The sequence below is a fragment of the Sporomusa sp. KB1 genome, assembly GCF_007830295.1.
Classification (GTDB): domain Bacteria; phylum Bacillota; class Negativicutes; order Sporomusales; family Sporomusaceae; genus Sporomusa.
In genome coordinates this window covers 1,658,573-1,681,615 of record NZ_VLKC01000002.1, presented here as the reverse complement: position 1 = coordinate 1,681,615, position 23,043 = coordinate 1,658,573, and the positions used below count along the sequence as shown (strand labels likewise).

Sequence of the window (23,043 nt, the reverse complement as noted above, 5' to 3'; positions counted from 1 at the left end):
TAAAGGACTTGGCACAAGCCAAGTCCTTTAGGACGCCGCCGGTGATGAATCAGGCGGGAATAAAATCTCCTGATTGTAGTGATAGTATTCTTAGGAAACAGTGGAGGTACAGCATGATTCGCGAGCGCCGTAACAAAGCGAAATTGGAAATGTATTATGATAAATTTATCAAAGAAGGTGTCATCGACCCGAATATTCACCCTTGGGTAGCTGAATCCTGGCTGCGCAGCAAGAGGCTGGGCGTTGGTACAGAGAGCTTTTCTCTTGATGAAAAATTAACGGCTCAAGAACTTGCTCAGCATAGGGAAAAGTATTGTGCGGCTATTAGCTTTCTTGATGGGTTATATGAGGAGATCAAGGAGCATTTTACCACCTATAATCTAAGCATGTTACTGTATGATCAGGATGTATATGTGCTAAAAAACTATGCCTTACCTTTTTATCAGAAAACGGCAGGGGAACTGGAAGGGGCCCGGATGCGCGAAGAGGATGTCGGTACTTCCAGCGTATGTATTGCCCATAGGCATAAAGTTCCCTTTTTGATGTTTGGCCCTGAGATGTGGATCAAAGATTGCCAAAACGGGGATGCCTGTTCGGCTCCGATTATTGTGGATAATCAGGTAAAATATATTGTGACAGTGGTGTCTGTCCAGCAAAATGAGCTGCCATATAGCGCCGTGGTTGCTTTGGTACTTAGCATTAAATATGCCATGGAGCAACATCTCAAACTAATTGCCAGCCTTACTGCTAAACATACCATTCTTGATGCTGTGCCACTGGCGGTATATCATATTTTGCCTGGTGGTGAAGTGGCTTATGCTAACAAGTTGGGGCATAGTCGACTTTCAGGCATCGTACCTCCTGGCAGTGAAGAGAAAGAGGAGGGACCCAATCTCAGCAATGTTTTATTAAATTACCGACACACGCCGCTGTATAAAGGATTTTTGGGTGTACCATCTTATAATCGCGAGGTAACCTGGATAACCCCCCGCAAAACCTATGAGGATATTACCACGGTAGTACCGCTTGCCGGGGATGACGATGATATAGAAAGTATTGTAGCCGTGTCCCTGCCGATAGAGGATCTGCGTACTTTGGTCGCTCATACGGCAGGCTATACAGCCCGCTACAGCCTCTCCAGCATGGTAGGGACTAGTAATGCCTTCATTACCATGCAGGAAAAGGCCAGTCGCACGGCAAGACATGATTATCACCTGCTGCTACAGGGGGAGCCAGGGACCGGCAAACAACGCTTGGCTCATGGTATTCATCAGGCGAGTTCCCGGGCCGCAGGACCGTTGATTGCGGTTAAAGGCGGTGATATGCCGCCTGAGATTCTGGAATTCGAATTATTTGGCAGGGGTGGCAGTGAAACTGGCGGTCGTCCAGGTAAACTGGAACTGGCCAGTGGCGGCACCCTGTTCCTTGATGAGGTTGAGAAATTTCCGGCCACACTCCAGGAGAAGCTGGCAGAAGCCCTGGAATCTAAGCAATTGTCACGTTCGGGCGAAACCGTCCACCGTCCGATTGATGTCCGGGTCATTGCGGCTTGTGATACAGAGTTGAAACGCCTTGTCGAAAAAGGCGTATTTTCAGCTAGGTTCTATGAGATCATTTCGCGTGCTGTAGTGCGGGTGCCATCGCTGCGAGCCAGGCGGGATGACTTGCCTAGTATAGCCAACCATATTATTGAAGAATTGGCTGCATTACATAATTTGTTGCCTAAGAACTTAGAACCGGCTGCGGCCGAGCTCATCATGGGCTATGACTGGCCAGGAAATATCAAGCAGCTTCAAGGGGTTGTTGAGCAGGCCTTTTTCCGTACGCCTGGCACGACTATTGCCTGTGCAGATATTATTATGCCTGGTGAGCAAGGCTTAAGCAAGGCCTGGAAAGAGGATAAAGCAGCCTTTATCGAGGCCTGGAAAGCTGCCGGTGGTAATATTAGCCGCCTGGCTAATATGCTGGATGTCAGCCGGGTGACTTTGTACCGGTACTTGAAAAAGTACGGGTTAGATAAAGAGTAGAGGAGGAGACTTGTTGCGACTGCGAAAAAAGCCATGGGTAGTTGAGGCGCTGACCGGCTTTAGTGATATAGTAGTACAGAACCCTGGGGAAGAACTAGCAGGAAACTGGCGTAATTTGTTCGAGAACTCGTTGCCACTGCATGTTGAACTTGGTACCGGTAAAGGCCGTTTCATTACAGGAATGGCCAAGCAGCACCAGGGCTTGGTTAATTTTATCGGTATCGAGGCCAAAGAGGAGATAGTGTATTGTGCCGCACAAAAAGTTCGCGAACAGGAGTTAACCAATGTCCAACTTCTGGTATTTGATGTTAATGATATTTTAAAAATTTTTGCACTTGGGGAGATTGAACAGCTTTACATTAATTTTTGTGATCCCTGGCCCAAAAACCGTCATGCCAAACGACGGCTTACCCATATTGATTTTTTGAATAAGTACCGGACTGTGATAAAGCCGGGCGGGCAATTATGGTTTAAGACTGATAACCGTCCGCTATTTGAATTTTCTTTAGAGCAGTTTAGCGAGTTTGGTCTCGAAATCAATGCTGTTACCTATGACCTGCTGAACAGTGGATTTGCCGGCAACATTATGACAGAATATGAGGCGAAATTCAGTGCTTTGGGACAACCCATTTGCCGGTGTGAAGTAATTTTTTGATGTCACTTACCGGATTAACGCGCATACAATACAATAAAATCCTTTTTTGTATGGGAGTGTGTTGTTATGCCGCGTCATTCACTTGGTACAGGCAATGTCCGGCCCGTGCCGCCGCTTGATCTGGAAGAGGTCAAGTTTTGGCTGCATATTATGGAAGAGCATGCGCTGTTCATTAAGACCGGTTTACCATTTGATAAGCCTGATTTGATTGAAGAGGCTGCTGCTTTTGAACGTGAGTTTAAGGCTTTGTATGTGCGAGCCGATAAGCTTACAAGTGAGAAAAAATTTGCTGAACTAATTGCGGAAAGTATGGAATCTCTTAAGGAATTTATTCGATATAAACAACTCTTACTAGGGTTGTCGTTGACCAATAAGCTCGGCAGTGCGTTGCCGCCGCTGTTTTTTGATCATGTTATCCGCGAAGCCGAGTACTTTATGGCTATTTTGGAAAAACTCCATGCCTGCAAGAAACTTGCTGTGGTTAAAGCGCTGGAAGCTGATTTTTGGCTAAGGATAATGGCCGAACATACCAAGTTTATTGGTAACAGGATTGACCCTTCTGAACGCAGCCTGCTGGAGGTTGTTACCGGCTATCAAGCTGAGTTCGATAATTTATCTATGCAAGCGCGTGACTATGTGAGTTTCCTTGCGCATAAGCCTATGGATTTGCCTGCCTTTGATCGATTTCTGCAAGATAGCCGGGTCGCGACTGTACGGTTGCGGGACTTTAAACAGGCTATTCATGAGATGATTGTTACGAACAGAATGTTAAGTACTATTCCAGCTGTGATGGCTGATCATGTCCGCCGGGAAGCTGATCATTTTTTGTTAGTGCTGTCGATGATGGAAAAGGGTGTAATCAAGGTAGAAAAAGATGCTGTGGTTTTCAAGAATAAGTATCCAAGTGTTTTTGATACGCTGGCGGAAGAAAAGATTGGTGATAAACTGGTAGATCCTGCCGAATTCCTGGGATCTGGGCGTGAGCCTAAGGCTAAGGAAGTCATTAATAATAAGGAAATTATTAATAAAGAGGAAATTATTAATAATGAGGAAGTCATTGATAATATTGAACTTGATTATACTCCCGGTAGTGAGCGGGAACAGCTGCCTATCAGTGAAGACACCAAGGCCAAGTGGAATGTTACTGATAGTGTAGAGGAGACGGTGAGTCTTGAAGGTGATACCAACACTGAGGTGGCAGAGGAGGTAGCCGTCAAGGCCAAGGTCGTAGCAGCGGAAAAAGTGGTATTACCTTCCAAACCGGTAACCGAGCCTAAAAGCAAACAGGGTAAGTATAAATGGGGCGGCAATTGGCCGCGTCAACTGGGAAAATTAAAAAAATAATCACTATGAAATAATACCCCTCTCGCGTTGGCGGGAGGGGTTTGGCCTAGTTATAGCGAATATCTATGGCAGAATAGCAATGGTAGACAGTAATTGACGCTTAGTATTGGTAATAGCCAATAATGGTCCGCCAGTTAAATCGATTAGGCTTAAATCGGCAAACAGGTTGCTGGTGCCAATGGCTAAGTGGCTGTCAGGAAGTAAGTACAGGCGGGATAGTGATCGTCCAATTGTCAACCGGTCAATCACTTGTGCAGTTTCCAGGTCAATGACAAAGACAGATGCACCATCCTCATTGACAATATAAGCCGTCTTATTATCGGCGGCAACAGCGGCATGACAGGGATAGGCCGACAACCCGCTGGGACAACTAGGGCATTGGATGGTAACAACGGCGGGCGACGGGCGGTTTTTGCTTATATCAAATAATGCAATTCCTTCACTGGTAAAGGCTGTGTTGGTAAAGGGAACAATCAGACGGTCTTCTACTAATAGGATATTGGTAGGAATACCAGCGATGTCATACTGCCAGGTGATAGTGCCGGCAGTTCCTAGTCCCATGACAGTACCGCCTGCCGTATGTTCCCACGCCGTATAGATGGCCTCAGCGTTAGCTGCTAACCCTACGCAACTGGCTTTAGCGGCAGGTGCTCCCAGTAGTTCCAAAGACATGGTTGTAAGGTCTATGCGGTGTAAGTTGCCGCACGGCTCAGCAAGATAAGCGATGGGTGTGGTAGTCTTTGGTAAGATAAATTGGGCAGGATAGGGAATTTCTATAGGCAGGCTATAGAGAGACTGGTTAATTAAGTTGACTGCCAGGATGCTATTTTTACCAGATGTAGCAGCACAAGGTAGATAGACTTTTGTATAATCCGGAGTGACGGCAAGCTCGGTAGGTGTTAGTTCGGGCGAGAACTGTAATTCATGGAGAATTTCACCGCTAGGTCCGTCTGCAATAAGTACGGCAGGGGTAGTTGCATCTACAGCTACTATTTTGTATGGTTTTACCCCATGGGATCACCTCTTTTTACCTGAAGTTTTGTAGCTTTTTGTAAGTCATCCAATATATACTATTGGGCTTACTGCCATTTTGTTAACGTGTTTTTGGAGGGAGTGTCAGCTTGTGAATGAGAGGAAGGTCAGAAGCTTCCCCAAGCTGTGGGTCAGTCCGGCAGAGGCCGTGTTCTTTATTGCCGGGATTTTATTTTTGATTGGCACGGTGAATATTTTCAGCGCCAGCTTTGTGCTGGGGGGACAGCTATTTAAGGATGGATATTTTTTTATAACAAAGCACTTGATTTCATTTTCGGTAGGTTTTTTGGTGATGATAGTAGCTGCTGTTGTTGATTACCGCAAGCTGAAGGGGGGCTGGCTGCTGCTGGCAATAATTACGACCCTGGGGCTACTCCTGGCTGTTCAGGTTGCTGGTCAGGATGCCAATGGTGCCAAGCGCTGGCTTAGTCTGGCGGGCTTTAAATTTCAGCCCTCTGAAATCGCTAAGCTAACTGTCATCATGATTACGGCAGCCTATTTAGGGGCCCGCATTGACCGGGGGCGGAGAATAACATTAAGCTCTCTACCGCTTGGTGTAACGCTCATAATGGGTGTTCTTGTCCTTAAACAACCGGATATGGGGACCGCTGTGGTCATTGTAGGCTTAAGCCTGGTGCTGTATGTATTAGCAGGTATACCAAGGCAGGAACGGATCTACCTGGGAATGACTGTTGCCGTCATGATCGTATATTTAGTTCATGCGGCTTCTTATCGGGCAGAACGTATCTGGGCTTGGATTGACCCCTGGGCGTATCAGCAGACCTCTGGTTATCAGACCGTGCAATCACTGTTGGCGATTGGCTCAGGCGGCCTGTTTGGATCTGGGCTGGGGATGGGAGCCAGCAAATTCAACTATTTGCCGGAAGCGCATACGGATTTTGCCTTTGCTGTATTGTGTCAAGAAATGGGATTTGTCGGGGCTCTGTTAGTACTGATACTGCTTGGTGCTATGGCTTGGTATGGCATCCAGATTGCCAGCCGGGCAGCCGATGGCTATGGCTTTATGTTAGCATCAGGTATAACCGCCTTAATAGTTGGACAGGCTATTGGCAACATTGCCATGGTGTCAGGCGTAATTCCGGTTACCGGTGTACCGCTGCCATTCATTAGCTTTGGCGGCACTTCACTGATTGTCAACTGCGCCGCTGTTGGACTGCTTATTAGTGTTGGCCGGCACATAACAGCCAAAGTCTTTCAGCCAGGCAGTAGAAGTTTTGGTGCCGACCAACCCCGGCTTAAACTGGTGAAAAGGACTCCTCGTTCAACCGGCGCCTAAGGTTAGATGTTTAAAGGTCTTCCTTTAAGGTAATAATTACTAATGAACTTGTTATTGGTGATTATTAGAGGAATTGGCATACAGGCCAATTCCCTTAAGGGAGGCCTTTTCTTATGCTGTGGCTTATTCGGGCCGGCGCGTACTTATTTAGTGGTTTGACAATTTGGCAGTTTGTTCAGGGTGGGACACCTGATGCGGCGGCAATTCAGCGTCATTTAGCCCTTGACCAGGCGCATGGTATGGTTTTTGGCGTATGTGCCGGCTTTAGCAGCTATACAGGACTAGATGTTACTTTAATCCGACTGGTCTGGACATTGTCGGTGCTATATCGCGGGGCAGGCTTGGTCCTGTATATTCTTGCTTTCTTAATTATGCCTGTATCTTAATATATATTTCGGTATTTGATTCGATAGGTTTTTACCTGTCGAATTTTTTTTTATGTTTGTTGGTGACATTTGCCATGGTATTCACATAAAATACACTAAGTCAATGCGAGGAGGCATCATTGTGAAGAAAAAAACCAGACATCAAATGTATAATAAACCTGGCAACAGTAACGTCATGAAAACGCGAGGGGAACATCGTGGCATGGATAATATGTGTGACATGGATGACATGGATGATGATATGGATATGGATGACATGGATGACGATATGGAAGACATGGCTTGTGAAAAGCCAAGCTATATGGGATGCGTAACGAGTATGGAGAAAGATATGTGTGACAATTTTCCGGAATGTATCCAATTAGCTCATTCCTATGTGCCTTGGCAAACTTATGAAAAGGCATTTACTCCAGGTGAGGCACTTATGAAAGGGACTTTGTTTCCAGAACTTTGGGGTGTCTACAGAATTCCTAAATAGATAAGCTTGGAGGTGTAAATAAGTGAAATATGAAAAACAAATGATGTTACTTAGAAAAGTGCAAGAGATTCAGTTTGTCGCAATTGAACTTAATCTATATCTTGACACGCATCCTTGCGACCAAGATGCGATTAACGATTATAATTGTGCAGTTGAAATGCTGAAAAGATACAAAGAGCAGTACGAATGTGAATACGGACCGCTGATAAATTTTGGCCATGGCGGTATGTCGGGGGAGCCTTGGCAATGGGCGCAAGGACCTTGGCCATGGGAACTATAATTCTTTGATGAAGGAGCAGTGAATATGTGGTTATATGAAAAAAAACTCGAGCATCCCGTGCGTGTTACCTGCCCAGACGTAAAATTTGCCAAAATGGTAATAACTCAATACGGCGGTCCTGACGGTGAACTAGGCGCCTCCCTTAGGTATTTGAACCAACGGTATAGTATGCCGACAGATGGAGCTAAAGCACTATTAACCGATATCGGCACAGAGGAATTAGCTCATATGGAAATGATTGCGGCTTTAGTATATAAACTTGTTGATGGTGCCACTTGCGAGGACTTTAAAGATGCAGGCTGGGAAGGTCAATATGTTCAACATAATCATGGACTTTTTTGGACAGATGCTAATGGCGTTCCGTGGTGCGCCTCTTATATTGCCTGCCTTGGCGATCCTATTGCCGATTTAACTGAGAATATGGCTGCCGAGCAGAAAGCACGGGTTACCTATGAACATTTAATCGCCTGTACCGAAGACCCTTGTGTTAAAGATACCCTGCGCTTCCTGTGGCAACGGGAAGTTATTCACTTCCAACGGTTTGGCGAGGCTTTGAATGATGTGCAAGAATGGATGTGCAAGGCCAAGCATGTTTGGCATGGGCATAAGTGTGGGAGTGAGTAAGGAATTGATAAAAAAATAGATAATACGAAGGGCTGCGTTAAACTTTTGTGTTTCAGCGCAGCCCTTTCTGTGTTCAAGCATCGTTGCTTGTACCAATAAGGCCAATCAATTTTTTGTCTTGACTGATTATAGGGCAGAAAACCAGTGCCACACGGGCAATATCGTCGATCGTAATACATTGCTAAATTGCAAGTTTAGACATATGATTGCGAGTGACACCTCATAAACCGTGTCAAAGGTACGGGGTTATTGACACAAATTATGCTTTAAATAAGTTCGAATGATGGGCGGGAGTATGTATAGAAAATGAAAGATGTCAGCAACCCCGTCCCCTGTAAGATATAGTACAGAAGGGTTATCCATTTTGGGATAGAAAAACTCCGAACAATCAGTTTCTAGGTATAATGAGGAAGAAGGATATGAATGGCCCCGTCCCAGGGAAGATTTTTCTATACCCATGCCTACAGACAATTCATCCATTTCCAAAGCATTTACGTTTTAGCTGGTTGGGAGCTTATTCCCGTTTCACGTGCAAGGCGGTAATCTTTGAGCTTGGAATGGATAACCCTTCAATTTATCTTATAGGAGGTCAGCGGTGTTGACTAATCGTCCGGTTATTGGCATTGATGTAGCCAAAAATTTTTGTTTTTATGCAGCAGTATCTCCAACTTGTACTACCTTTTTGAAACCTTTTAAAGCGTTAAATACTAAGCAAGGGCTTTTATTTGTTCTAGGGCAAATAAGAAAAGTGGAAGAAGCATTTAGTAGTAAACCGCTCATCGCCCTAGAATCCACGGGTCACTACTCTCAGCGCATCGTCCACTTTTTCTTGAAACAGGGTTTTGAAGTCTACCACATCAATCCCCTTATCTCCCATTCTATCAAAAATTCTGTTGTAAGGAAAGTTAAGACAGATCGGGTTGATGCACTTGAATTGGCCAGACTGTTATTTGTTCATGCTTTTTATCCTACAACTATGCNTAAAGAACAGCTGGCCAATTTGAAGGTCTTAGCAAGAACAAGGGGGCAGTTGGTAGAACAACGAGCCAATTTGCTCAATAAGTTACAGTGTGCTATTGAACAAATTGCTCCTCTTTTTCCTACTATCCTTAACCCGGGATCGCTTACGGCATTGACTCTAGTAAATAAGTTTCCCACACCNTGTGAATGGAGCAAGAAAGCCAATCAGCATGTCATACTGGACATGCTGCAAACGGTATCCCGTAAGGGTAGATTATATGCTCAGCAAAAATATGCTGATTTGTTATCTTGCGCCGATGATGCCCAAGTTACTGGCATATCCTTGTCGGCCTATGCCGCCACAATACAATGCTATGCTAGCATTGTGCAATCTTTAGACGCACAAATTAGTTTACTCGATGACCAGATTAAAGCACTTGCTGAACAGTTACCGGCAATCACTTTCCTAAAAAGCATTCCGGGCATAGGTGATACATTAGCAGCTATCATTTTGGGCGAAATTGGTGATATTGAACGGTTTGCGAACGCTAAGCAATTAGTGGCTTTTAGCGGTATCGACCCTTCGGTTAAACAATCGGGGAATTTTGTAGGGACAAAGAATAAAGTAACCAAACGGGGATCACCATTTCTCCGACATGCACTCTATATNGCTGCTACGACGTCTATCCGTAAGGAATCTAAAGGTTCGCANGNTAACTCGGTGATTTATGAGTATTACCAACGGAAAATCGAAACGAAAACCAAGAAACAAGCCTTAGGCGCTGNTATGAACAAGCTACTACGTATCATATTCTCGGTATTAAAGAATAAGCAGCCATTTCGTTTGATTACCCCTGATCAGCAGGTTGAACTGTATCAAAAACACCTGCAAAAGGCGGCTTAACGAAGACGAAAAACAAAACATTACATTATACCTCTATCAATATCGTTCGATATTGATAGAGGCTTGTTTGCTATACTTATTTTTCCATAAACAAAAATTGTAGTTAAGGGCTTGACTTCACTTAGCTGGTCTGTGGCACTTCCGTGGCACTTTATGCACTGGCCAGACGGACGCAAATTCGAGATCGATAAAATAATGGACGTTCGCAGGGCACCGTCACTGACTGGCGGCGGGCATGACATGAGATATAAGTGCCGGATACGGAATAAGGAAGTTAATGTTTTATGATGATCTTGACGGTAAGTGGTATATTGAGAAATAAAAAGTAGCCGTATCCTTCGGGGTACGACTTTTCTTAACTAAATATTAACGAACACTTAACCGAATTACTAATATTTATGTTGTATTATAAAGTTAAGCATTTAGTAATTTCAATATTTTTATAAGGCGGTGTTGGCTATGGACAATGTATCAGATGATTTAAACATCAAATTGACTGAGGAAGAATTGCGGGAATTGCGGGAATTGTTGGATGGCTTACCCGATATTATTAGGGACTTAAAAGAGGAAAGTGGTGCCTCTGAAATAACAAATTAACAATGATTTTATCTGTCGCTCTGTTCTTTGGATGGAGCGGTTTTTTATTTTGTGTAATATTTGAAAAACAGGCATATTACCATTAGTATTTCGCGGGATGGAGCAGTTGGTAGCTCGTCGGGCTCATAACCCGAAGGCCGCAGGTTCAAGTCCTGCTCCCGCAACCAAAGTATTAGCCACATCATTCGGGGTGCGGCAACTATTTTTTAATCCAATGTTTTCTAAACAAATTCTAAATAATGGCGGTTATTATTAATCCATGGAGATCCAATAACAAACATTTAGGGAGTGAATGTTTCCATGAAAATTATAGGCAAAAAAGTTATCATATACTCAATGCTTGGTTTGCTTCAAGTAGGAATGTTTTCCTCAGTAGCCGCAGCAGCCTCTGGACCATTACATAACGACGGTTTTCAGCGAATCGCGTATCTTGACCGTAATGACCGACATGATAATGACCGCCAACGTCAGCAGGATGAACGCAAACGCCAGGAAAACGAGCGGCACGAAAGAGAAATGAAGCGCCGGCCGCATGAAGGTGAAAGGGAATGGCATGAGCGGCAAGAGCGGGAGAAAGACCGTCATGATCAAAATTTGCGCCAAATTGCTGCCCTTTTAATTGGTATTGCCATAGGGTCCGGCTCATCGGATAATTGATAAACCTAAGCCGCATTTTTAAAGTGCGGCTTTCCAAATTTTTATCCATACAAGTACCCAGCAGCATGCAGTTGCTGGGTACTTGCGTTTTGACGATAGTAGAATTTTTCAGCCATTGGCCGAGGGGATGGGCTTTTTTATTTTTTTATACCTAATACCTATCTAAAATTACAGTTTCATGTACGGATAAAAAGTAGGAGATAGTTAAAATTATCGTGGCTGCGGAATGTATCTAAATGAAAACTTAAATGGGCCATGCTCGCCTGCCGGGTTGAACGAATAATGAAAGTATTTGAGGAAGATTCTTTGCATACGCGAAATATGCAATCTTTGATTTTAATTGTTTTGTTATGGTAAGTAATCCGGTCACTCGCAAGATTTGCCACCTGCTACTCCTAGTAGGTGGCTTTTCCCATCCTATCATCTTTACGCAACCAAACAAATGTTCTAAAATAAAACCATGAAAACATACGTAGGCATCACAGTCCAACACGATAAATCCGACAGCATCTACCCACTAATCCTACACTGGCTAGACGGCCGCAAATTCGAGATCGACCGTATAATGGACCTTCGCATGGCACCGCCACTGATCGGCGGTGGGCACGGAATGAGGTATGTTTGCCGGATCAGGAATAAACAGGTTAATCATGTTTTATGATGATTTGGATGGGAAATGGTATATTGTGCATGAGTAATCCCCTGGCCGGGGGCTATTTTCTTCAGTTTATAGTAATATAAATTACAATTCGACAAATTCTTTTCAATTAGTTAACTATAATTTAAACATATTAATTGAATGGAGTGATTTTGTGAAAAAACTGACTATTATTACAGTTTTATGCCTGTTTTTAATGTCAATTGGTGCTATTATTGTGTCTGCAGAAGAAAATGTTCAGCCATCTATTACTAAACCCAATATTGCAATAATACCTTATATCAATTCGACAGAGGAAAATAAGGGATACATACAAGAGATTGTTAACACAAAATACACAGAGCAATATTCTAATGAGAACTTCAATCTTATACCACTTGTTGAAACACAAAAGGCTTTGAACAGTACAGGGTTTGACACTACCAACAACGAATTACCGGAAAAGGATGTTATGGCCGTCGTCGCCGAAAAAGCCAACGCTGATTATGTTATTGCTATGGAGATATCACAATTAATAACTACCAGACATTTAAGTATGTTCCAGGTAAAAGTAGTAACTAAAGCGAAGTTAAAGTATAAATTATATAATGCCAAGCAGAATAAATTAGTTTCATTTCAGACAACAGGACTTTCGGAAAATAAAAGCGTATTTGGGGATGTTGGGTATAGAGATCCAATTACAAAAGCATTAAATCAGGCTATGGATGAAGCGAACACAAAAATAATGAATAGCTTGTAATATAATAGGTAAGGCACCCTCAGTCCGTAATCTGAGGGTGCCTTTATTTAAATAACCATCGTTTCAGGATTCGCGTGTTTCCGCAATTCATCCAATATAATATATGCCGGACCTCGATATATCGCTGAGCGATTTCGGTAGCCAGTAACTCGGCTATAAAAAAACAAGTGCGACACGCATTACATTTCTGGTGTGCAATTTATAGCCATTTTTACCCCGAATAAGCCGTTTATACTTGTTGATGGTGCCACTTGCGAGGACTTTAAAGATGCAGGCTGGGACGGTCAATATGTTCAACATAATCATGGACTTTTTTGGACAGATGCTAATGGCGTTCCGTGGTGCGCCTCTTATATTGCCTGCCTTGGCGATCCTATTGCCGATTTGACTGAGAATATGGCTGCCGAGCAGAAAGCACGGGTTACCTACGAACATTTAATCGCCTGTACCGAGGACCCTTGTGTTAAAGATACCCTGCGCTTCCTGTGGCAACGGGAAGTTATTCACTTCCAACGGTTTGGCAAGGCTTTGAATGATGTGCAAGAATGGATGTGCAAGGCCAAGCATGTTTGGCATGGGCATAAGTGTGGGTGTGAGTAAGAATTTGATAAAAAATAGATAATACGAAGGGCTGCGTTAAACTTTTGTGTTTCAGCGCAGCTCCTTCTGTGTTCAAGCATCGTTGCTTGTACCAATAAGGCCAATCAATTTTTGTCTTGACTGATTATAGGCAGAAAACCAGTGCCGCATGGGCAATATCGTCGATCGTAATACATTGTTAAATTGCAAGCTTAGACATAAATTAACCTGAGCCTAACCAATAATAAAAAGGCCAGCACAATGGCCGACCTAATTAATAATGTTGGGTAGAAACTTTGGGTGGTTCAATAGTATGGTTTTCTTTCTTTTCAGGTGGCGCGTCAGGGTTTATCTGAACCCCTGTACTTCCAGTAATAAACTTAGCTTCGGTGTGAGCCGATACAGTATTACTCTGATCCTGATTTTCTCCTGAAGTATTATCGAATCCGCTAAATAGTGCGTCAATGTAAGCTTTAGAGCTATTATTGAGGGAATTAGTTTGAGTAGACGATTGTAATCGTTGTTCCATATCGGCTTCACTGGGAGCGACTTGATCATTCATTGAACCGCTGAGCGCATTTATAGTATCACTCAAAAATATCACCTCTAAAATAGTGTTTCTAATGCAGGGTGTTTTAATACCTTAGACTTTTTTGTCAACAGAAGTTGATTGGCATGCTAGTGAGGCAATCGTATTTTTGTTAATTAATTGACTGGTTTTTCGTACTTGTACTGCTGCGCTACTTATAATCACAGTACTTGCTGGGCCAATGCGGTTAATTAAATCATCGTATTTTTTCTTAACTGCCTGAATGCGCGCTTTTTCTAAGGAAATATCGCTTAAGGACTCTGAGGTTCTGGGTTTAGCTAAATCTGTATTAGAAACTGCATTTGTGGAAACAGCTGACATTTTACACCGCTCCTTAATGTATTTGATCTTTAAATGTCCCCATTTGCCATATTTTATCGTTAAACTCCTCGATGCTGCGAATGTCCTCCGGCGGAAGGTCGCGTCACGTCAACCCCAAAAGTTTACCGTATAATAGCGAGGCCCAGTTTCCTTTGGTGGGGAAACTGGGTTTTGTTATTTTTTACTGTCAGTGCTCATAACTTCCAACAGCTTTTGCAGTTGGTCTCTTTGCTCCGGCGATAATTTCTTGACTGTTTCTATCAGTCGTCGGAGTTCAGGCTCAAGCTCCTGTTTCTCTTCAGCGAAGAAATCGGCAAGGGTAATACCGAGTACGTCACAGATACGCTCTAACGAACCAAGAGACGGTTTCGAATCATTAGATTCAATTTTGTAAATTGTAGTTGGGTCCAAGCCAACTTTTTTCGCTAAGGCATTGGCAGAAATCCCTGCTACATTCCGAAAGTACTTTAACCGGGAGGCATAATTCAATTCAATCCCACCCTGAATTATATTCATGTTCATTATAGCGTATTAACAACATAAGAAAAATCATGAATAAAATTCATAAAATATTATTGACACCATGAATTAAATTCAGTAAAATTTTATCGGAGGTGGTAAAAGTTGGTTAATCCAGGCGTCCAAGTAAAAACTTTTAGAAAGGCACTCAATATGACTCAGAAACAACTTGCCAAATTGGTTAATATTGACGAGAGCATGATTAATAAAATCGAAAATGGACGCTCCACCGGTTCTATACAGACATTAGCAAATATCGCAGCCGCCCTTGGTGTATGTATAACCGAGCTTATAGGCAAACAAACACTAAGTAACAAGGAGGATAATCATGTCTGAGCAGTATTTGAGCGATTTTGAGATGGGCTATAATTACACCCGCAAAAGGTATGCGGGGAGAATAGCTACATACAGTACCGAATATATTTTGGAGCTTGCCCAAGCTTTTTGGCTTAAGGAGGGAAGTACGGCCGAGCTGTCAAGAGGTATGGGGTTTTATTATTTGCAGACAGGGGTAAAAAAGCTGCTTTTGGAATCAAACGACAAAAGACAATCTGGAAAAGTTCATAACAATACAAATGGGTAGCGTTTGAAAATGTGCTAGTCGAAGATTAGAGTCCTCGTTTCAGTAAGATCAAGGCTCCGGAGATTCCGGTAGCTGGAGTTAGGTAGGCTAAAATAACCTCATATAAATGTTTAGACTGTTTTATGTTTTCTTGGTTTAGCCAATATTTGATCTCGTCAATGATTAGCGATATCCCTTTTGATAGGGAGATGAATTATATTATATTTCATTTTGAATTTAGTGGCGTTATAATGTTTCTGATAACACGAAAGGAATGAATGCTTTATGGATGTGAATGTTTTACTGTTTCCTGATTTTGAAACATTAGATGCATTTGGACCAGTCGAGGTACTTGGACGTATTGAAGAGTGTTGTTTGCATTTTGTTTCAGCAAATGGTGGTATTATTAAAAGCAGTCAAGGGGTTGCGATTTTAACGGAACCTTTGGAAAAGGTTGTTTGTTCCGGAGTACTTTTAGTTCCTGGCGGTCAAGGAACGCGGCATTTGATTAACGATAATATGTTTATTGAGAAATTATCAGACATTGCACTTCAATCTCAATATTGCCTTACGGTCTGTACGGGGTCAGCGTTGCTTGCTAAAGCAAATTTGTTAAATGGTTTAAAAGCTACATCGAACAAAAGAGCCTTTGATTGGGTTCAGTCAGTGAATTCAGAAGTTAAATGGATCAGTCATGCCAGATGGGTTGTTGATGGAAAGTTTTATACTTCGTCTGGTGTATCGGCAGGAATAGATATGGCATTAGGCTTTATTGCCGATAGGTTTGGTATAACAAAGGCTAAAGAACTTGCACAAAGCATTGAATATATTTGGAATTCAAATAAGGAAGCGGATTTATTCGCAAGATGATGGTAGATGGTTTATATAAAGGTAATTTTTTCACGAATGATGAATAGTATATAGTAGAAACGCTTAAGCCATGAAGGTGTTACCATTATGCAAACGAATCAGATAATAATGTACTTAATAGTTTTGCTTGCGATAATGATAATATCTAACCTAATAGTAGTGTTAGCAATGATGGTAAAGATATTTTTAATATAAGTAATAGTCGCGTCCTACATGGGCGGCTATGAGTTGTCCCTTCTTAATAAGCTGGTCGTTATCCCTTCAAAACATAAAGAGACTCTCTGTTCAGTGATATGCTACCCCCAGACAGGACAGTGAAATAAAAAACACTGTTCAGTCTGGGGGTAATATTATGCCGAAAAAAGGAAAGATAGCGGCAGAAGAAAAAATACGTATCGTAGAATCATATCTATCAGGAAAAGTCGGATGTTGTGAAGCGGGACGATTGGCAGGAGTAAATCATAAGACGATTGCAGATTGGGTCAGCCGATATAAGTCGGAAGGGTCGGGAGGATTTCTGCCCCAAAAGCATGAGCGGGCATACAGCAAGGAAACGAAGCTATCGGCGGTTTTTGATTATTTGACTGGAAAAGGTTCCTTGTAGGAAATATGCCAGGAATACAAAATACGGAGTACCAAACAACTCCGGGACTGGTTAAAGGTGTATAATCGTCATGAGGACTTCACGATACAGACAGGAGGAAGCCGCATGACGAAGGGCCGGAACACCACCGCACAAGAGCGGATACAGATTGTAAAAGAGTGTATTTCCAATGGATATAATTATGGCGCAGCAGCGCTCAAATACCAAGTTTCATACCAGCAGGTCTACACGTGGACAAATAAATATCGCAAGATGGGAGAAGCGGGGCTGGAAGACCGGCGGGGACACCGCGCCGGAACGCTGCCGAGCCGTACGCCGGAGGAAGAACTAAGAGACCGGATAGCGCAGCTTGAACGGGAAAAATACGATCTTGAAATGGAGAACGCCTTGTTAAAAAAAGTGAAGGAATTGGAAAGGAGGCGACGCTGAGCTTCGTAAGGTGTCAGTCAACCTATGAAGCAGTGAGAATACTATCTGAGGAGCGGTCATTTCCTGTATGGAAGCTCTGCGACTTTTTACACATCACGCGTTCAGCATATTATCGATGGCTGATGCATCCGAAGAGCAACCGTGAGTTGGAGAACGAGCGAATTGCAGGTGTAATTGGGAATATACATAAAGCGCATCCGGATATGGGATACCGTAGAATACGGGACGAGTTAGACAGGAAACACGACATCCATGTAAATGATAAACGTATTCTTCGGATCAATCGTGCTCTTCATATCCAATCAACGATTAAGTATAGAAGGCACGGATGCACCAGGAGCGCGACATCTCCGGAATACATCGCCAAAAACTATCTAAAACGGCAGTTTCACGCAGATGTGCCAAACTCGAAATGGCTGACGGATGTGACGGAGTTCAAGTATTACATTGGGCCGGAAGTCCACAAGATATATTTGAGCGCTATATTGGATCTGTATGATCGGCGCATCGTCTCCTATGCCCTAGGCGATCACAATGATAACAGGATCGTTTTCGACACATTTGACGCTGCAGTGACCTCCAATCCCGATGCCCATCCGATGTTTCACAGCGACCGTGGTTTCCAATACACAAGCCGTTCTTTTCACATGAAGATTCAGGCCGCAAGAATGAAGCAAAGCATGTCTAGAGTGGCGCACTGTATCGATAACGGTCCGATGGAAGGCTTTTGGAGCATTCTAAAACGTGAAATGTATTATGGGTACAAATTCACCAGCCGGGAACAGCTTGCGCAAACTATTTCCGACTACATCTATTATTACAATTACCAGCGTTTACAGCGTCGTTTGTCTGTCATGACACCGATGGAGTTCCATCAACAGTACACAAAGGCTGCATAAAAAAACGCTGCCCACCATTCGGTCAACAGCGATCAAGTTCTTCTATTTTTTCATTGTCCTCTTGACGGGGTGCACAGCACAGCGCAGATGAGTCTCTTTATGTTTGACATCCTCATATCACTACCTTTATCGTGGTGATATCAATGATTTCTGGAGATACTATAACTTGTAATAGGGAAAAAAGTTTGTCACTTACAATTAACGGCTGGCAGAGCTATCTATTTTAGCGATATACTGTGTTCTTAGCTGCGTAAAGTGAGCAAGTATCTCATTACAAGCTTCAACCGCGTCTTTTGTTTCGAGCGAATCAAGACTGATCGACAGGCGCGACTGTGTTTTAAACAAGTTGTCCGAATCTCCGATACTTTCGTATAACTCGCGCGCTTTTTTTAAGTAGGTATAGGATTCATTATGTTTACCCCAGAGTTGGAAACAAACGCCCCTGGAATAGGATAAGTCTGCTAGATTCTGTGGAGTTGCTTCTTTTTCAAAGTTTTGTTCCGCAAATGCATAAGCGCTTAAGGCTAGCGAAAAATTTCCCATATCGCGACTTGCATCACCCAGCTTGAGGTAAACTTCGCCGGTTATTTGGGGACTCCCCTCTTTTGTCGAAAGCATAATCGCATAATCATAGTACGGAATTGTTTCTTGTACGCGTCCCCCAAGCGTAAGTTCATCCGCCTTTTTAATAATTTCAGCTATGGTTAGATTTCTCAATTTTAGTTGGCTAAGCCTAGCTTCACCTTTATCAGGCATCCATTTAGCTGCTGCTCTGATATTTTTGACCTCAGTCTTTACATCGCCGGTTTTACTTACATTTAATATTTCTTTAATACATTCCGGCCAAGGAGCATGCGGAATTTTATAGTCACTTCTAACAATAACATCTGAACTGTTTTTTAGGTAATATGCAACTTTATCAGCATCATTCAGACATAAAAAATAGAGAATACCCGCTTCTATAACATCTGATATTGGAATTTCGTACTGCTTTAAGACTCCGACAGCTTCAGCACTGACTCTGGCACCAACCGTAATCTTTTCGTCTGATATTTCGAACTGTTTTGACATTCTTGCGCCTCCTATTAGTGATATTCTACAGCGGATATTGGGCAGTGTAAAGAGAGTGGTAAATATAGAATTTTTTACATATTGATTAATAATCAAAAGGAGATTGCTTGACAAAGTAAAGCACATTAGCTATGATTGTTTTACAAGTTAATGCAAATTGTAAAACAAAAATAATTAAAGGCGGTTGAATATGAAAAAGAGATGTCTTTTTATAGTGCTATGTATTGCAAGTATTTTAGTCATAGGGGCGGCTTCAGCAACGGCTTCTTCAGATCTGGAATTTGTTCCTTCTAAAGTATATTTCACTGAAAATAACAGTTTGATGGTGGAAGGTAATTTTTATAATACGGGAGTATTTATCTCCTGGTTACCTAAAGCCAATGTCGAGATTACTTTTACTACCGATAATGGTCCAAAGACTATTTCGCAGTCATTTACTAATATGGATTTAATGATAAATACCCAGGGGATTCGAAACTGGAATTTTGAGCTTCATGATGTCAGTAAAGTCGAGTTTAGTTCTTGGAAGGTCAAATTCAGCTATTAAAGCTTAAATATATATATGGCGTAAATGCTATTCTTCTGATTAGAAGAAGGCCAAGGCAACGTACCCACCTTCGTTTGTCCTTGCACGCATTGTCGAGACTTCTACGATAGTCTCGTTTTTTTTTGCTGGTATTTGCGTTGTCTTTTTAAGTATGATATACTCAAAGCAATGTAAATTATTAAAAAATTTAAGCAATGGGGCTTATAGACGTATTTCGTTTATAAGCCCCTGTCTATTTCTATTTACTAATAAATATTTAATAGTTAAGCAATGGGGCTTATGAGCGGGTAACGTTTATAGGCCTCGGATTGTTTGGACACTAGAGGCTAAGAATAGAGCATGGCTCAACCTGAGAGGAGGATGCCAGTTATGATTAGTTGTCGGGAAATAATCAATTTACCCTCGTTGACAAGACTTAATACTGTGGCTGGAAAGTCTGGTTTGGATCGATTGGTGCGTTGGGTGCATTTTATTGACTTGCCTGACGTTATTCCCTGGGTACAGGGTAACGAACTCCTGATTATCACTGGCATCGGTTTGAATGGTGATGTTCATAAGCTGAAAGATGTTGTCCACGGCATAATAAAAAAGAAATTGGCGGGGCTCATTGTTAACATTGGTCCCTATATTAAAGAAGTTCCCGTTGAGGTTATCAGGTTGGCAGATCAAGCGAGCTTTCCCGTTTTTGAGTTGCCGTGGGAGGTAAAACTTATTGAGGTAACTAGGGAAATATGCAGCCATATTGTCATGAAGCAAAAAGAGGAAGAATCGATAAAGGATTTTTTGGAGCAGCTTTTATTTTGTCCCCTGGCAGATCCTGAGGCGTTAAGTCAGCGAGCAGCTTATTATGGATATGATCTAACAAGACCCCATCAGGTTGCCATTATAAGTCCTACCCGCTTAGGTGAATTTTCACAGGCAAAAGGTGAAAAAGCGTTGATTGCCTTGAAAGTGCGTTTTGAACAAATCGTCCGCACTGTTTTGAACATACAGTACAGGGGAATTATGACAATGTTGTGGGAGGATGATATTGTTTTACTAATGCCGTATGAGAATATGAGTACGCGTCAAAATATTATTATTTTGACCAAAATTTTGGATGAATTTACTGCTAAATTGCCAGGATTGGCAGTTGCCGCCGGTTTAGGCGGCAGATTTGAAAGTTTGCAGGCTGCTAGACAAAGTTATCTTCAGGCCACAAAAGCGCTGCGTTTTTCTGAGTTAAAGACAGCCTCCAAACCCATTTATGCCTATGAACAGATGGGGATATATAAGTTGCTATTTGAGATTGAGCCTGATAAGCTGACAATGTACTATCAGGAAGTAATTGAGGCGCTTAGCGAATATGATGATAAATATCACATGGATATGGTAGCTAGCTTATGCGTATACTTTGAGGAAAATTGTAATGCCGCCAAAACGGCTAAGCGTCTGTTTGTGCATCGTAATACCCTTGATAATCGTTTGAAAAAGATTGAAGAAATAACTGGGAGAAGTTTAAATGATCCAGATGATCGCCTGACCTTGCAGCTAGGACTTATTGTCGGGAAACAACTGACTAGATAGGTTTTTGCTAACCTATCTTTGAGTCACAATCCTCGTGGGCGTTGCTTGCTTTTTGAAGGTTATTTATTGCTATTTGGCTAAATAGGGCAAATACATTTATCTAATTTTAAAACTCTCACTTCTATTGCTGTGCACCCCGTCAAGAGGACAATGAAAAAATAGAAGAACTTGATCGCTGTTGACCGAATGGTGGGCAGCGTTTTTTTATGCAGCCTTTGTGTACTGTTGATGGAACTCCATCGGTGTCATGACAGACAAACGACGCTGTAAACGCTGGTAATTGTAATAATAGATGTAGTCGGAAATAGTTTGCGCAAGCTGTTCCCGGCTGGTGAATTTGTACCCATAATACATTTCACGTTTTAGAATGCTCCAAAAGCCTTCCATCGGACCGTTATCGATACAGTGCGCCACTCTAGACATGCTTTGCTTCATTCTTGCGGCCTGAATCTTCATGTGAAAAGAACGGCTTGTGTATTGGAAACCACGGTCGCTGTGAAACATCGGATGGGCATCGGGATTGGAGGTCACTGCAGCGTCAAATGTGTCGAAAACGATCCTGTTATCATTGTGATCGCCTAGGGCATAGGAGACGATGCGCCGATCATACAGATCCAATATAGCGCTCAAATATATCTTGTGGACTTCCGGCCCAATGTAATACTTGAACTCCGTCACATCCGTCAGCCATTTCGAGTTTGGCACATCTGCGTGAAACTGCCGTTTTAGATAGTTTTTGGCGATGTATTCCGGAGATGTCGCGCTCCTGGTGCATCCGTGCCTTCTATACTTAATCGTTGATTGGATATGAAGAGCACGATTGATCCGAAGAATACGTTTATCATTTACATGGATGTCGTGTTTCCTGTCTAACTCGTCCCGTATTCTACGGTATCCCATATCCGGATGCGCTTTATGTATATTCCCAATTACACCTGCAATTCGCTCGTTCTCCAACTCACGGTTGCTCTTCGGATGCATCAGCCATCGATAATATGCTGAACGCGTGATGTGTAAAAAGTCGCAGAGCTTCCATACAGGAAATGACCGCTCCTCAGATAGTATTCTCACTGCTTCATAGGTTGACTGACACCTTACGAAGCTCAGCGTCGCCTCCTTTCCAATTCCTTCACTTTTTTTAACAAGGCGTTCTCCATTTCAAGATCGTATTTTTCCCGTTCAAGCTGCGCTATCCGGTCTCTTAGTTCTTCCTCCGGCGTACGGCTCGGCAGCGTTCCGGCGCGGTGTCCCCGCCGGTCTTCCAGCCCCGCTTCTCCCATCTTGCGATATTTATTTGTCCACGTGTAGACCTGCTGGTATGAAACTTGGTATTTGAGCGCTGCTGCGCCATAATTATATCCATTGGAAATACACTCTTTTACAATCTGTATCCGCTCTTGTGCGGTGGTGTTCCGGCCCTTCGTCATGCGGCTTCCTCCTGTCTGTATCGTGAAGTCCTCATGACGATTATACACCTTTAACCAGTCCCGGAGTTGTTTGGTACTCCGTATTTTGTATTCCTGGCATATTTCCTACAAGGAACCTTTTCCAGTCAAATAATCAAAAACCGCCGATAGCTTCGTTTCCTTGCTGTATGCCCGCTCATGCTTTTGGGGCAGAAATCCTCCCGACCCTTCCGACTTATATCGGCTGACCCAATCTGCAATCGTCTTATGATTTACTCCTGCCAATCGTCCCGCTTCACAACATCCGACTTTTCCTGATAGATATGATTCTACGATACGTATTTTTTCTTCTGCCGCTATCTTTCCTTTTTTCGGCATAATATTACCCCCAGACTGAACAGTGTTTTTTATTTCACTGTCCTGTCTGGGGGTAGCATATCACT

General features: G+C 42.7%; 29 protein-coding genes and 1 tRNA gene. 22 read left to right on the top strand and 8 right to left on the bottom strand.

The features are described 5' to 3' along the window. Positions 1–113: 113 nt before the first annotated feature. The 3 genes from SALPA_RS11560 (at position 114) to SALPA_RS11550 (ending at position 4,026) form a co-directional block, all read left to right on the top strand. On the top strand, positions 114–2,027 hold the full coding sequence (locus SALPA_RS11560; RefSeq protein ID WP_145093870.1) for a sigma-54-dependent Fis family transcriptional regulator: 1,914 nt from the start codon (positions 114–116) through the stop codon (positions 2,025–2,027). Positions 2,028–2,040: 13 nt separating this feature from the next. Next, positions 2,041–2,682 carry a tRNA (guanosine(46)-N7)-methyltransferase TrmB gene (gene trmB / locus SALPA_RS11555; protein ID WP_145093867.1) on the top strand — a complete coding sequence of 214 codons (642 nt, stop codon included), beginning with the start codon at positions 2,041–2,043 and terminating at the stop codon, positions 2,680–2,682. 66 nt (positions 2,683–2,748) lie between these two features. Continuing rightward, positions 2,749–4,026 carry a DUF2935 domain-containing protein gene (locus SALPA_RS11550; RefSeq protein ID WP_145093864.1) on the top strand — a complete coding sequence of 426 codons (1,278 nt, stop codon included), beginning with the start codon at positions 2,749–2,751 and terminating at the stop codon, positions 4,024–4,026. A 63-nt stretch (positions 4,027–4,089) separates the two neighbouring features. Here SALPA_RS11550 and SALPA_RS11545 read toward each other — a convergent pair whose 3' ends face one another. Beyond that, positions 4,090–4,698 (bottom strand): YncE family protein, encoded by a 609-nt coding sequence (locus tag SALPA_RS11545; RefSeq protein ID WP_145093861.1) that lies wholly within the window; start codon positions 4,696–4,698, stop codon positions 4,090–4,092. 451 nt (positions 4,699–5,149) lie between these two features. Here SALPA_RS11545 and SALPA_RS11540 point away from each other — a divergent pair, with 451 nt between their 5' ends. From SALPA_RS11540 to SALPA_RS11490, 11 genes are all read left to right on the top strand, one after another. Beyond that, entirely contained in the window at positions 5,150–6,355 is a 1,206-nt protein-coding gene (locus SALPA_RS11540) for an FtsW/RodA/SpoVE family cell cycle protein (protein ID WP_145093858.1), read from the top strand. 113 nt (positions 6,356–6,468) lie between these two features. Next, a complete protein-coding gene (locus tag SALPA_RS11535; RefSeq protein ID WP_145093855.1) occupies positions 6,469–6,741 on the top strand; it encodes a PspC domain-containing protein in 273 nt (90 codons plus the stop codon). A gap of 121 nt (positions 6,742–6,862) precedes the next feature. Next, the gene (locus tag SALPA_RS11530) at positions 6,863–7,219 is read left to right on the top strand and encodes a spore coat associated protein CotJA (RefSeq protein ID WP_255451161.1); all 357 of its coding nucleotides are present in this window, start codon (positions 6,863–6,865) and stop codon (positions 7,217–7,219) included. Between the two features lie 22 nt (positions 7,220–7,241). After that, positions 7,242–7,499, top strand: coding sequence for a spore coat protein CotJB (locus SALPA_RS11525; protein ID WP_145093852.1), 258 nt, complete (start codon positions 7,242–7,244; stop codon positions 7,497–7,499). 24 nt (positions 7,500–7,523) lie between these two features. After that, positions 7,524–8,123, top strand: a complete 600-nt coding sequence (locus tag SALPA_RS11520) for a manganese catalase family protein (protein WP_145093849.1) — start codon at positions 7,524–7,526, stop codon at positions 8,121–8,123. Positions 8,124–8,718: 595 nt separating this feature from the next. After that, complete coding sequence (locus tag SALPA_RS11515) at positions 8,719–9,987, top strand: IS110 family transposase (RefSeq protein ID WP_145093846.1); 1,269 nt, start codon at positions 8,719–8,721, stop codon at positions 9,985–9,987. A 459-nt stretch (positions 9,988–10,446) separates the two neighbouring features. Next, complete coding sequence (locus SALPA_RS28985; protein WP_186451035.1) at positions 10,447–10,584, top strand: hypothetical protein; 138 nt, start codon at positions 10,447–10,449, stop codon at positions 10,582–10,584. A 91-nt stretch (positions 10,585–10,675) separates the two neighbouring features. Beyond that, positions 10,676–10,751, top strand: a tRNA-Met gene (locus SALPA_RS11510). Between the two features lie 133 nt (positions 10,752–10,884). Continuing rightward, a complete protein-coding gene (locus SALPA_RS11505; protein ID WP_145093843.1) occupies positions 10,885–11,241 on the top strand; it encodes a hypothetical protein in 357 nt (118 codons plus the stop codon). 812 nt (positions 11,242–12,053) lie between these two features. Beyond that, on the top strand, positions 12,054–12,638 hold the full coding sequence (locus SALPA_RS11495; protein ID WP_145093840.1) for a hypothetical protein: 585 nt from the start codon (positions 12,054–12,056) through the stop codon (positions 12,636–12,638). 192 nt (positions 12,639–12,830) lie between these two features. Further along, entirely contained in the window at positions 12,831–13,238 is a 408-nt protein-coding gene (locus SALPA_RS11490) for a manganese catalase family protein (RefSeq protein ID WP_255451159.1), read from the top strand. 253 nt (positions 13,239–13,491) lie between these two features. Here the strand turns inward: SALPA_RS11490 and SALPA_RS11485 are convergent, their stop codons facing one another. The 3 genes from SALPA_RS11485 to SALPA_RS11475 form a co-directional block, all read right to left on the bottom strand. Then, positions 13,492–13,812, bottom strand: a complete 321-nt coding sequence (locus SALPA_RS11485) for a hypothetical protein (RefSeq protein ID WP_145093834.1) — start codon at positions 13,810–13,812, stop codon at positions 13,492–13,494. A gap of 48 nt (positions 13,813–13,860) precedes the next feature. Further along, entirely contained in the window at positions 13,861–14,127 is a 267-nt protein-coding gene (locus SALPA_RS11480) for a hypothetical protein (RefSeq protein WP_145093832.1), read from the bottom strand. A gap of 174 nt (positions 14,128–14,301) precedes the next feature. Continuing rightward, positions 14,302–14,643 (bottom strand): helix-turn-helix domain-containing protein, encoded by a 342-nt coding sequence (locus tag SALPA_RS11475; RefSeq protein ID WP_222427966.1) that lies wholly within the window; start codon positions 14,641–14,643, stop codon positions 14,302–14,304. Between the two features lie 108 nt (positions 14,644–14,751). On the opposite strand from SALPA_RS11475, the gene SALPA_RS11470 reads away from it, so the two are divergent. From SALPA_RS11470 to SALPA_RS30375, 6 genes are all read left to right on the top strand, one after another. Next, positions 14,752–14,982: a helix-turn-helix domain-containing protein gene (locus SALPA_RS11470; protein ID WP_145093826.1), complete on the top strand. Its 231-nt coding sequence runs from the start codon at positions 14,752–14,754 to the stop codon at positions 14,980–14,982. Further along, a complete protein-coding gene (locus tag SALPA_RS11465; protein ID WP_145093823.1) occupies positions 14,975–15,229 on the top strand; it encodes a hypothetical protein in 255 nt (84 codons plus the stop codon). The genes SALPA_RS11470 and SALPA_RS11465 overlap by 8 nt, the downstream gene beginning before the upstream one ends. Before the next feature lie 264 nt (positions 15,230–15,493). Further along, a complete protein-coding gene (locus SALPA_RS11460) occupies positions 15,494–16,078 on the top strand; it encodes a DJ-1/PfpI family protein (protein WP_145093820.1) in 585 nt (194 codons plus the stop codon). A gap of 352 nt (positions 16,079–16,430) precedes the next feature. Next, complete coding sequence (locus tag SALPA_RS30385; protein WP_222427961.1) at positions 16,431–16,682, top strand: helix-turn-helix domain-containing protein; 252 nt, start codon at positions 16,431–16,433, stop codon at positions 16,680–16,682. Between the two features lie 105 nt (positions 16,683–16,787). Beyond that, on the top strand, positions 16,788–17,111 hold the full coding sequence (locus SALPA_RS30380) for a helix-turn-helix domain-containing protein (protein WP_222427962.1): 324 nt from the start codon (positions 16,788–16,790) through the stop codon (positions 17,109–17,111). Continuing rightward, positions 17,090–18,010, top strand: coding sequence for an IS3 family transposase (locus SALPA_RS30375; protein WP_145093807.1), 921 nt, complete (start codon positions 17,090–17,092; stop codon positions 18,008–18,010). The genes SALPA_RS30380 and SALPA_RS30375 overlap by 22 nt, the downstream gene beginning before the upstream one ends. Positions 18,011–18,208: 198 nt before the next feature. On the opposite strand, the gene SALPA_RS11445 is transcribed toward SALPA_RS30375, so the two are convergent. After that, the gene (locus SALPA_RS11445) at positions 18,209–19,177 is read right to left on the bottom strand and encodes a tetratricopeptide repeat protein (RefSeq protein WP_222427964.1); all 969 of its coding nucleotides are present in this window, start codon (positions 19,175–19,177) and stop codon (positions 18,209–18,211) included. Positions 19,178–19,271: 94 nt separating this feature from the next. On the opposite strand from SALPA_RS11445, the gene SALPA_RS11440 reads away from it, so the two are divergent. Next, complete coding sequence (locus tag SALPA_RS11440) at positions 19,272–19,628, top strand: hypothetical protein (protein ID WP_145093814.1); 357 nt, start codon at positions 19,272–19,274, stop codon at positions 19,626–19,628. 369 nt (positions 19,629–19,997) lie between these two features. Continuing rightward, a complete protein-coding gene (locus tag SALPA_RS11435; protein WP_145093812.1) occupies positions 19,998–21,194 on the top strand; it encodes a PucR family transcriptional regulator in 1,197 nt (398 codons plus the stop codon). A 204-nt stretch (positions 21,195–21,398) separates the two neighbouring features. Here the strand turns inward: SALPA_RS11435 and SALPA_RS30370 are convergent, their stop codons facing one another. The 3 genes from SALPA_RS30370 to SALPA_RS30360 form a co-directional block, all read right to left on the bottom strand. Beyond that, positions 21,399–22,301: an IS3 family transposase gene (locus tag SALPA_RS30370; protein ID WP_255451414.1), complete on the bottom strand. Its 903-nt coding sequence runs from the start codon at positions 22,299–22,301 to the stop codon at positions 21,399–21,401. Beyond that, positions 22,298–22,621, bottom strand: coding sequence for a helix-turn-helix domain-containing protein (locus SALPA_RS30365; RefSeq protein WP_222427962.1), 324 nt, complete (start codon positions 22,619–22,621; stop codon positions 22,298–22,300). The genes SALPA_RS30370 and SALPA_RS30365 overlap by 4 nt, the downstream gene beginning before the upstream one ends. A 105-nt stretch (positions 22,622–22,726) precedes the next feature. Further along, positions 22,727–22,978, bottom strand: a complete 252-nt coding sequence (locus SALPA_RS30360; protein ID WP_222427961.1) for a helix-turn-helix domain-containing protein — start codon at positions 22,976–22,978, stop codon at positions 22,727–22,729. Positions 22,979–23,043 lie beyond the last annotated feature (65 nt).

Coding starts and splice junctions, on each gene's coding strand:
- SALPA_RS30360 (WP_222427961.1), bottom strand. CDS start 22,978: ATGCCGAAAAAAGGAAAGATAGCGGCAGAAGAAAAAATACGTATCGTA.
- SALPA_RS11460 (WP_145093820.1), top strand. CDS start 15,494: ATGGATGTGAATGTTTTACTGTTTCCTGATTTTGAAACATTAGATGCA.
- SALPA_RS11465 (WP_145093823.1), top strand. CDS start 14,975: ATGTCTGAGCAGTATTTGAGCGATTTTGAGATGGGCTATAATTACACC.
- SALPA_RS28985 (WP_186451035.1), top strand. CDS start 10,447: ATGGACAATGTATCAGATGATTTAAACATCAAATTGACTGAGGAAGAA.
- SALPA_RS30365 (WP_222427962.1), bottom strand. CDS start 22,621: ATGACGAAGGGCCGGAACACCACCGCACAAGAGCGGATACAGATTGTA.
- SALPA_RS11435 (WP_145093812.1), top strand. CDS start 19,998: ATGATTAGTTGTCGGGAAATAATCAATTTACCCTCGTTGACAAGACTT.
- SALPA_RS11545 (WP_145093861.1), bottom strand. CDS start 4,698: ATGTCTTTGGAACTACTGGGAGCACCTGCCGCTAAAGCCAGTTGCGTA.
- SALPA_RS11550 (WP_145093864.1), top strand. CDS start 2,749: ATGCCGCGTCATTCACTTGGTACAGGCAATGTCCGGCCCGTGCCGCCG.
- SALPA_RS11520 (WP_145093849.1), top strand. CDS start 7,524: ATGTGGTTATATGAAAAAAAACTCGAGCATCCCGTGCGTGTTACCTGC.
- SALPA_RS11440 (WP_145093814.1), top strand. CDS start 19,272: ATGAAAAAGAGATGTCTTTTTATAGTGCTATGTATTGCAAGTATTTTA.
- SALPA_RS11480 (WP_145093832.1), bottom strand. CDS start 14,127: ATGTCAGCTGTTTCCACAAATGCAGTTTCTAATACAGATTTAGCTAAA.
- SALPA_RS30385 (WP_222427961.1), top strand. CDS start 16,431: ATGCCGAAAAAAGGAAAGATAGCGGCAGAAGAAAAAATACGTATCGTA.
- SALPA_RS11505 (WP_145093843.1), top strand. CDS start 10,885: ATGAAAATTATAGGCAAAAAAGTTATCATATACTCAATGCTTGGTTTG.
- SALPA_RS11535 (WP_145093855.1), top strand. CDS start 6,469: ATGCTGTGGCTTATTCGGGCCGGCGCGTACTTATTTAGTGGTTTGACA.
- SALPA_RS30380 (WP_222427962.1), top strand. CDS start 16,788: ATGACGAAGGGCCGGAACACCACCGCACAAGAGCGGATACAGATTGTA.
- SALPA_RS11560 (WP_145093870.1), top strand. CDS start 114: ATGATTCGCGAGCGCCGTAACAAAGCGAAATTGGAAATGTATTATGAT.
- SALPA_RS11475 (WP_222427966.1), bottom strand. CDS start 14,643: ATGAATATAATTCAGGGTGGGATTGAATTGAATTATGCCTCCCGGTTA.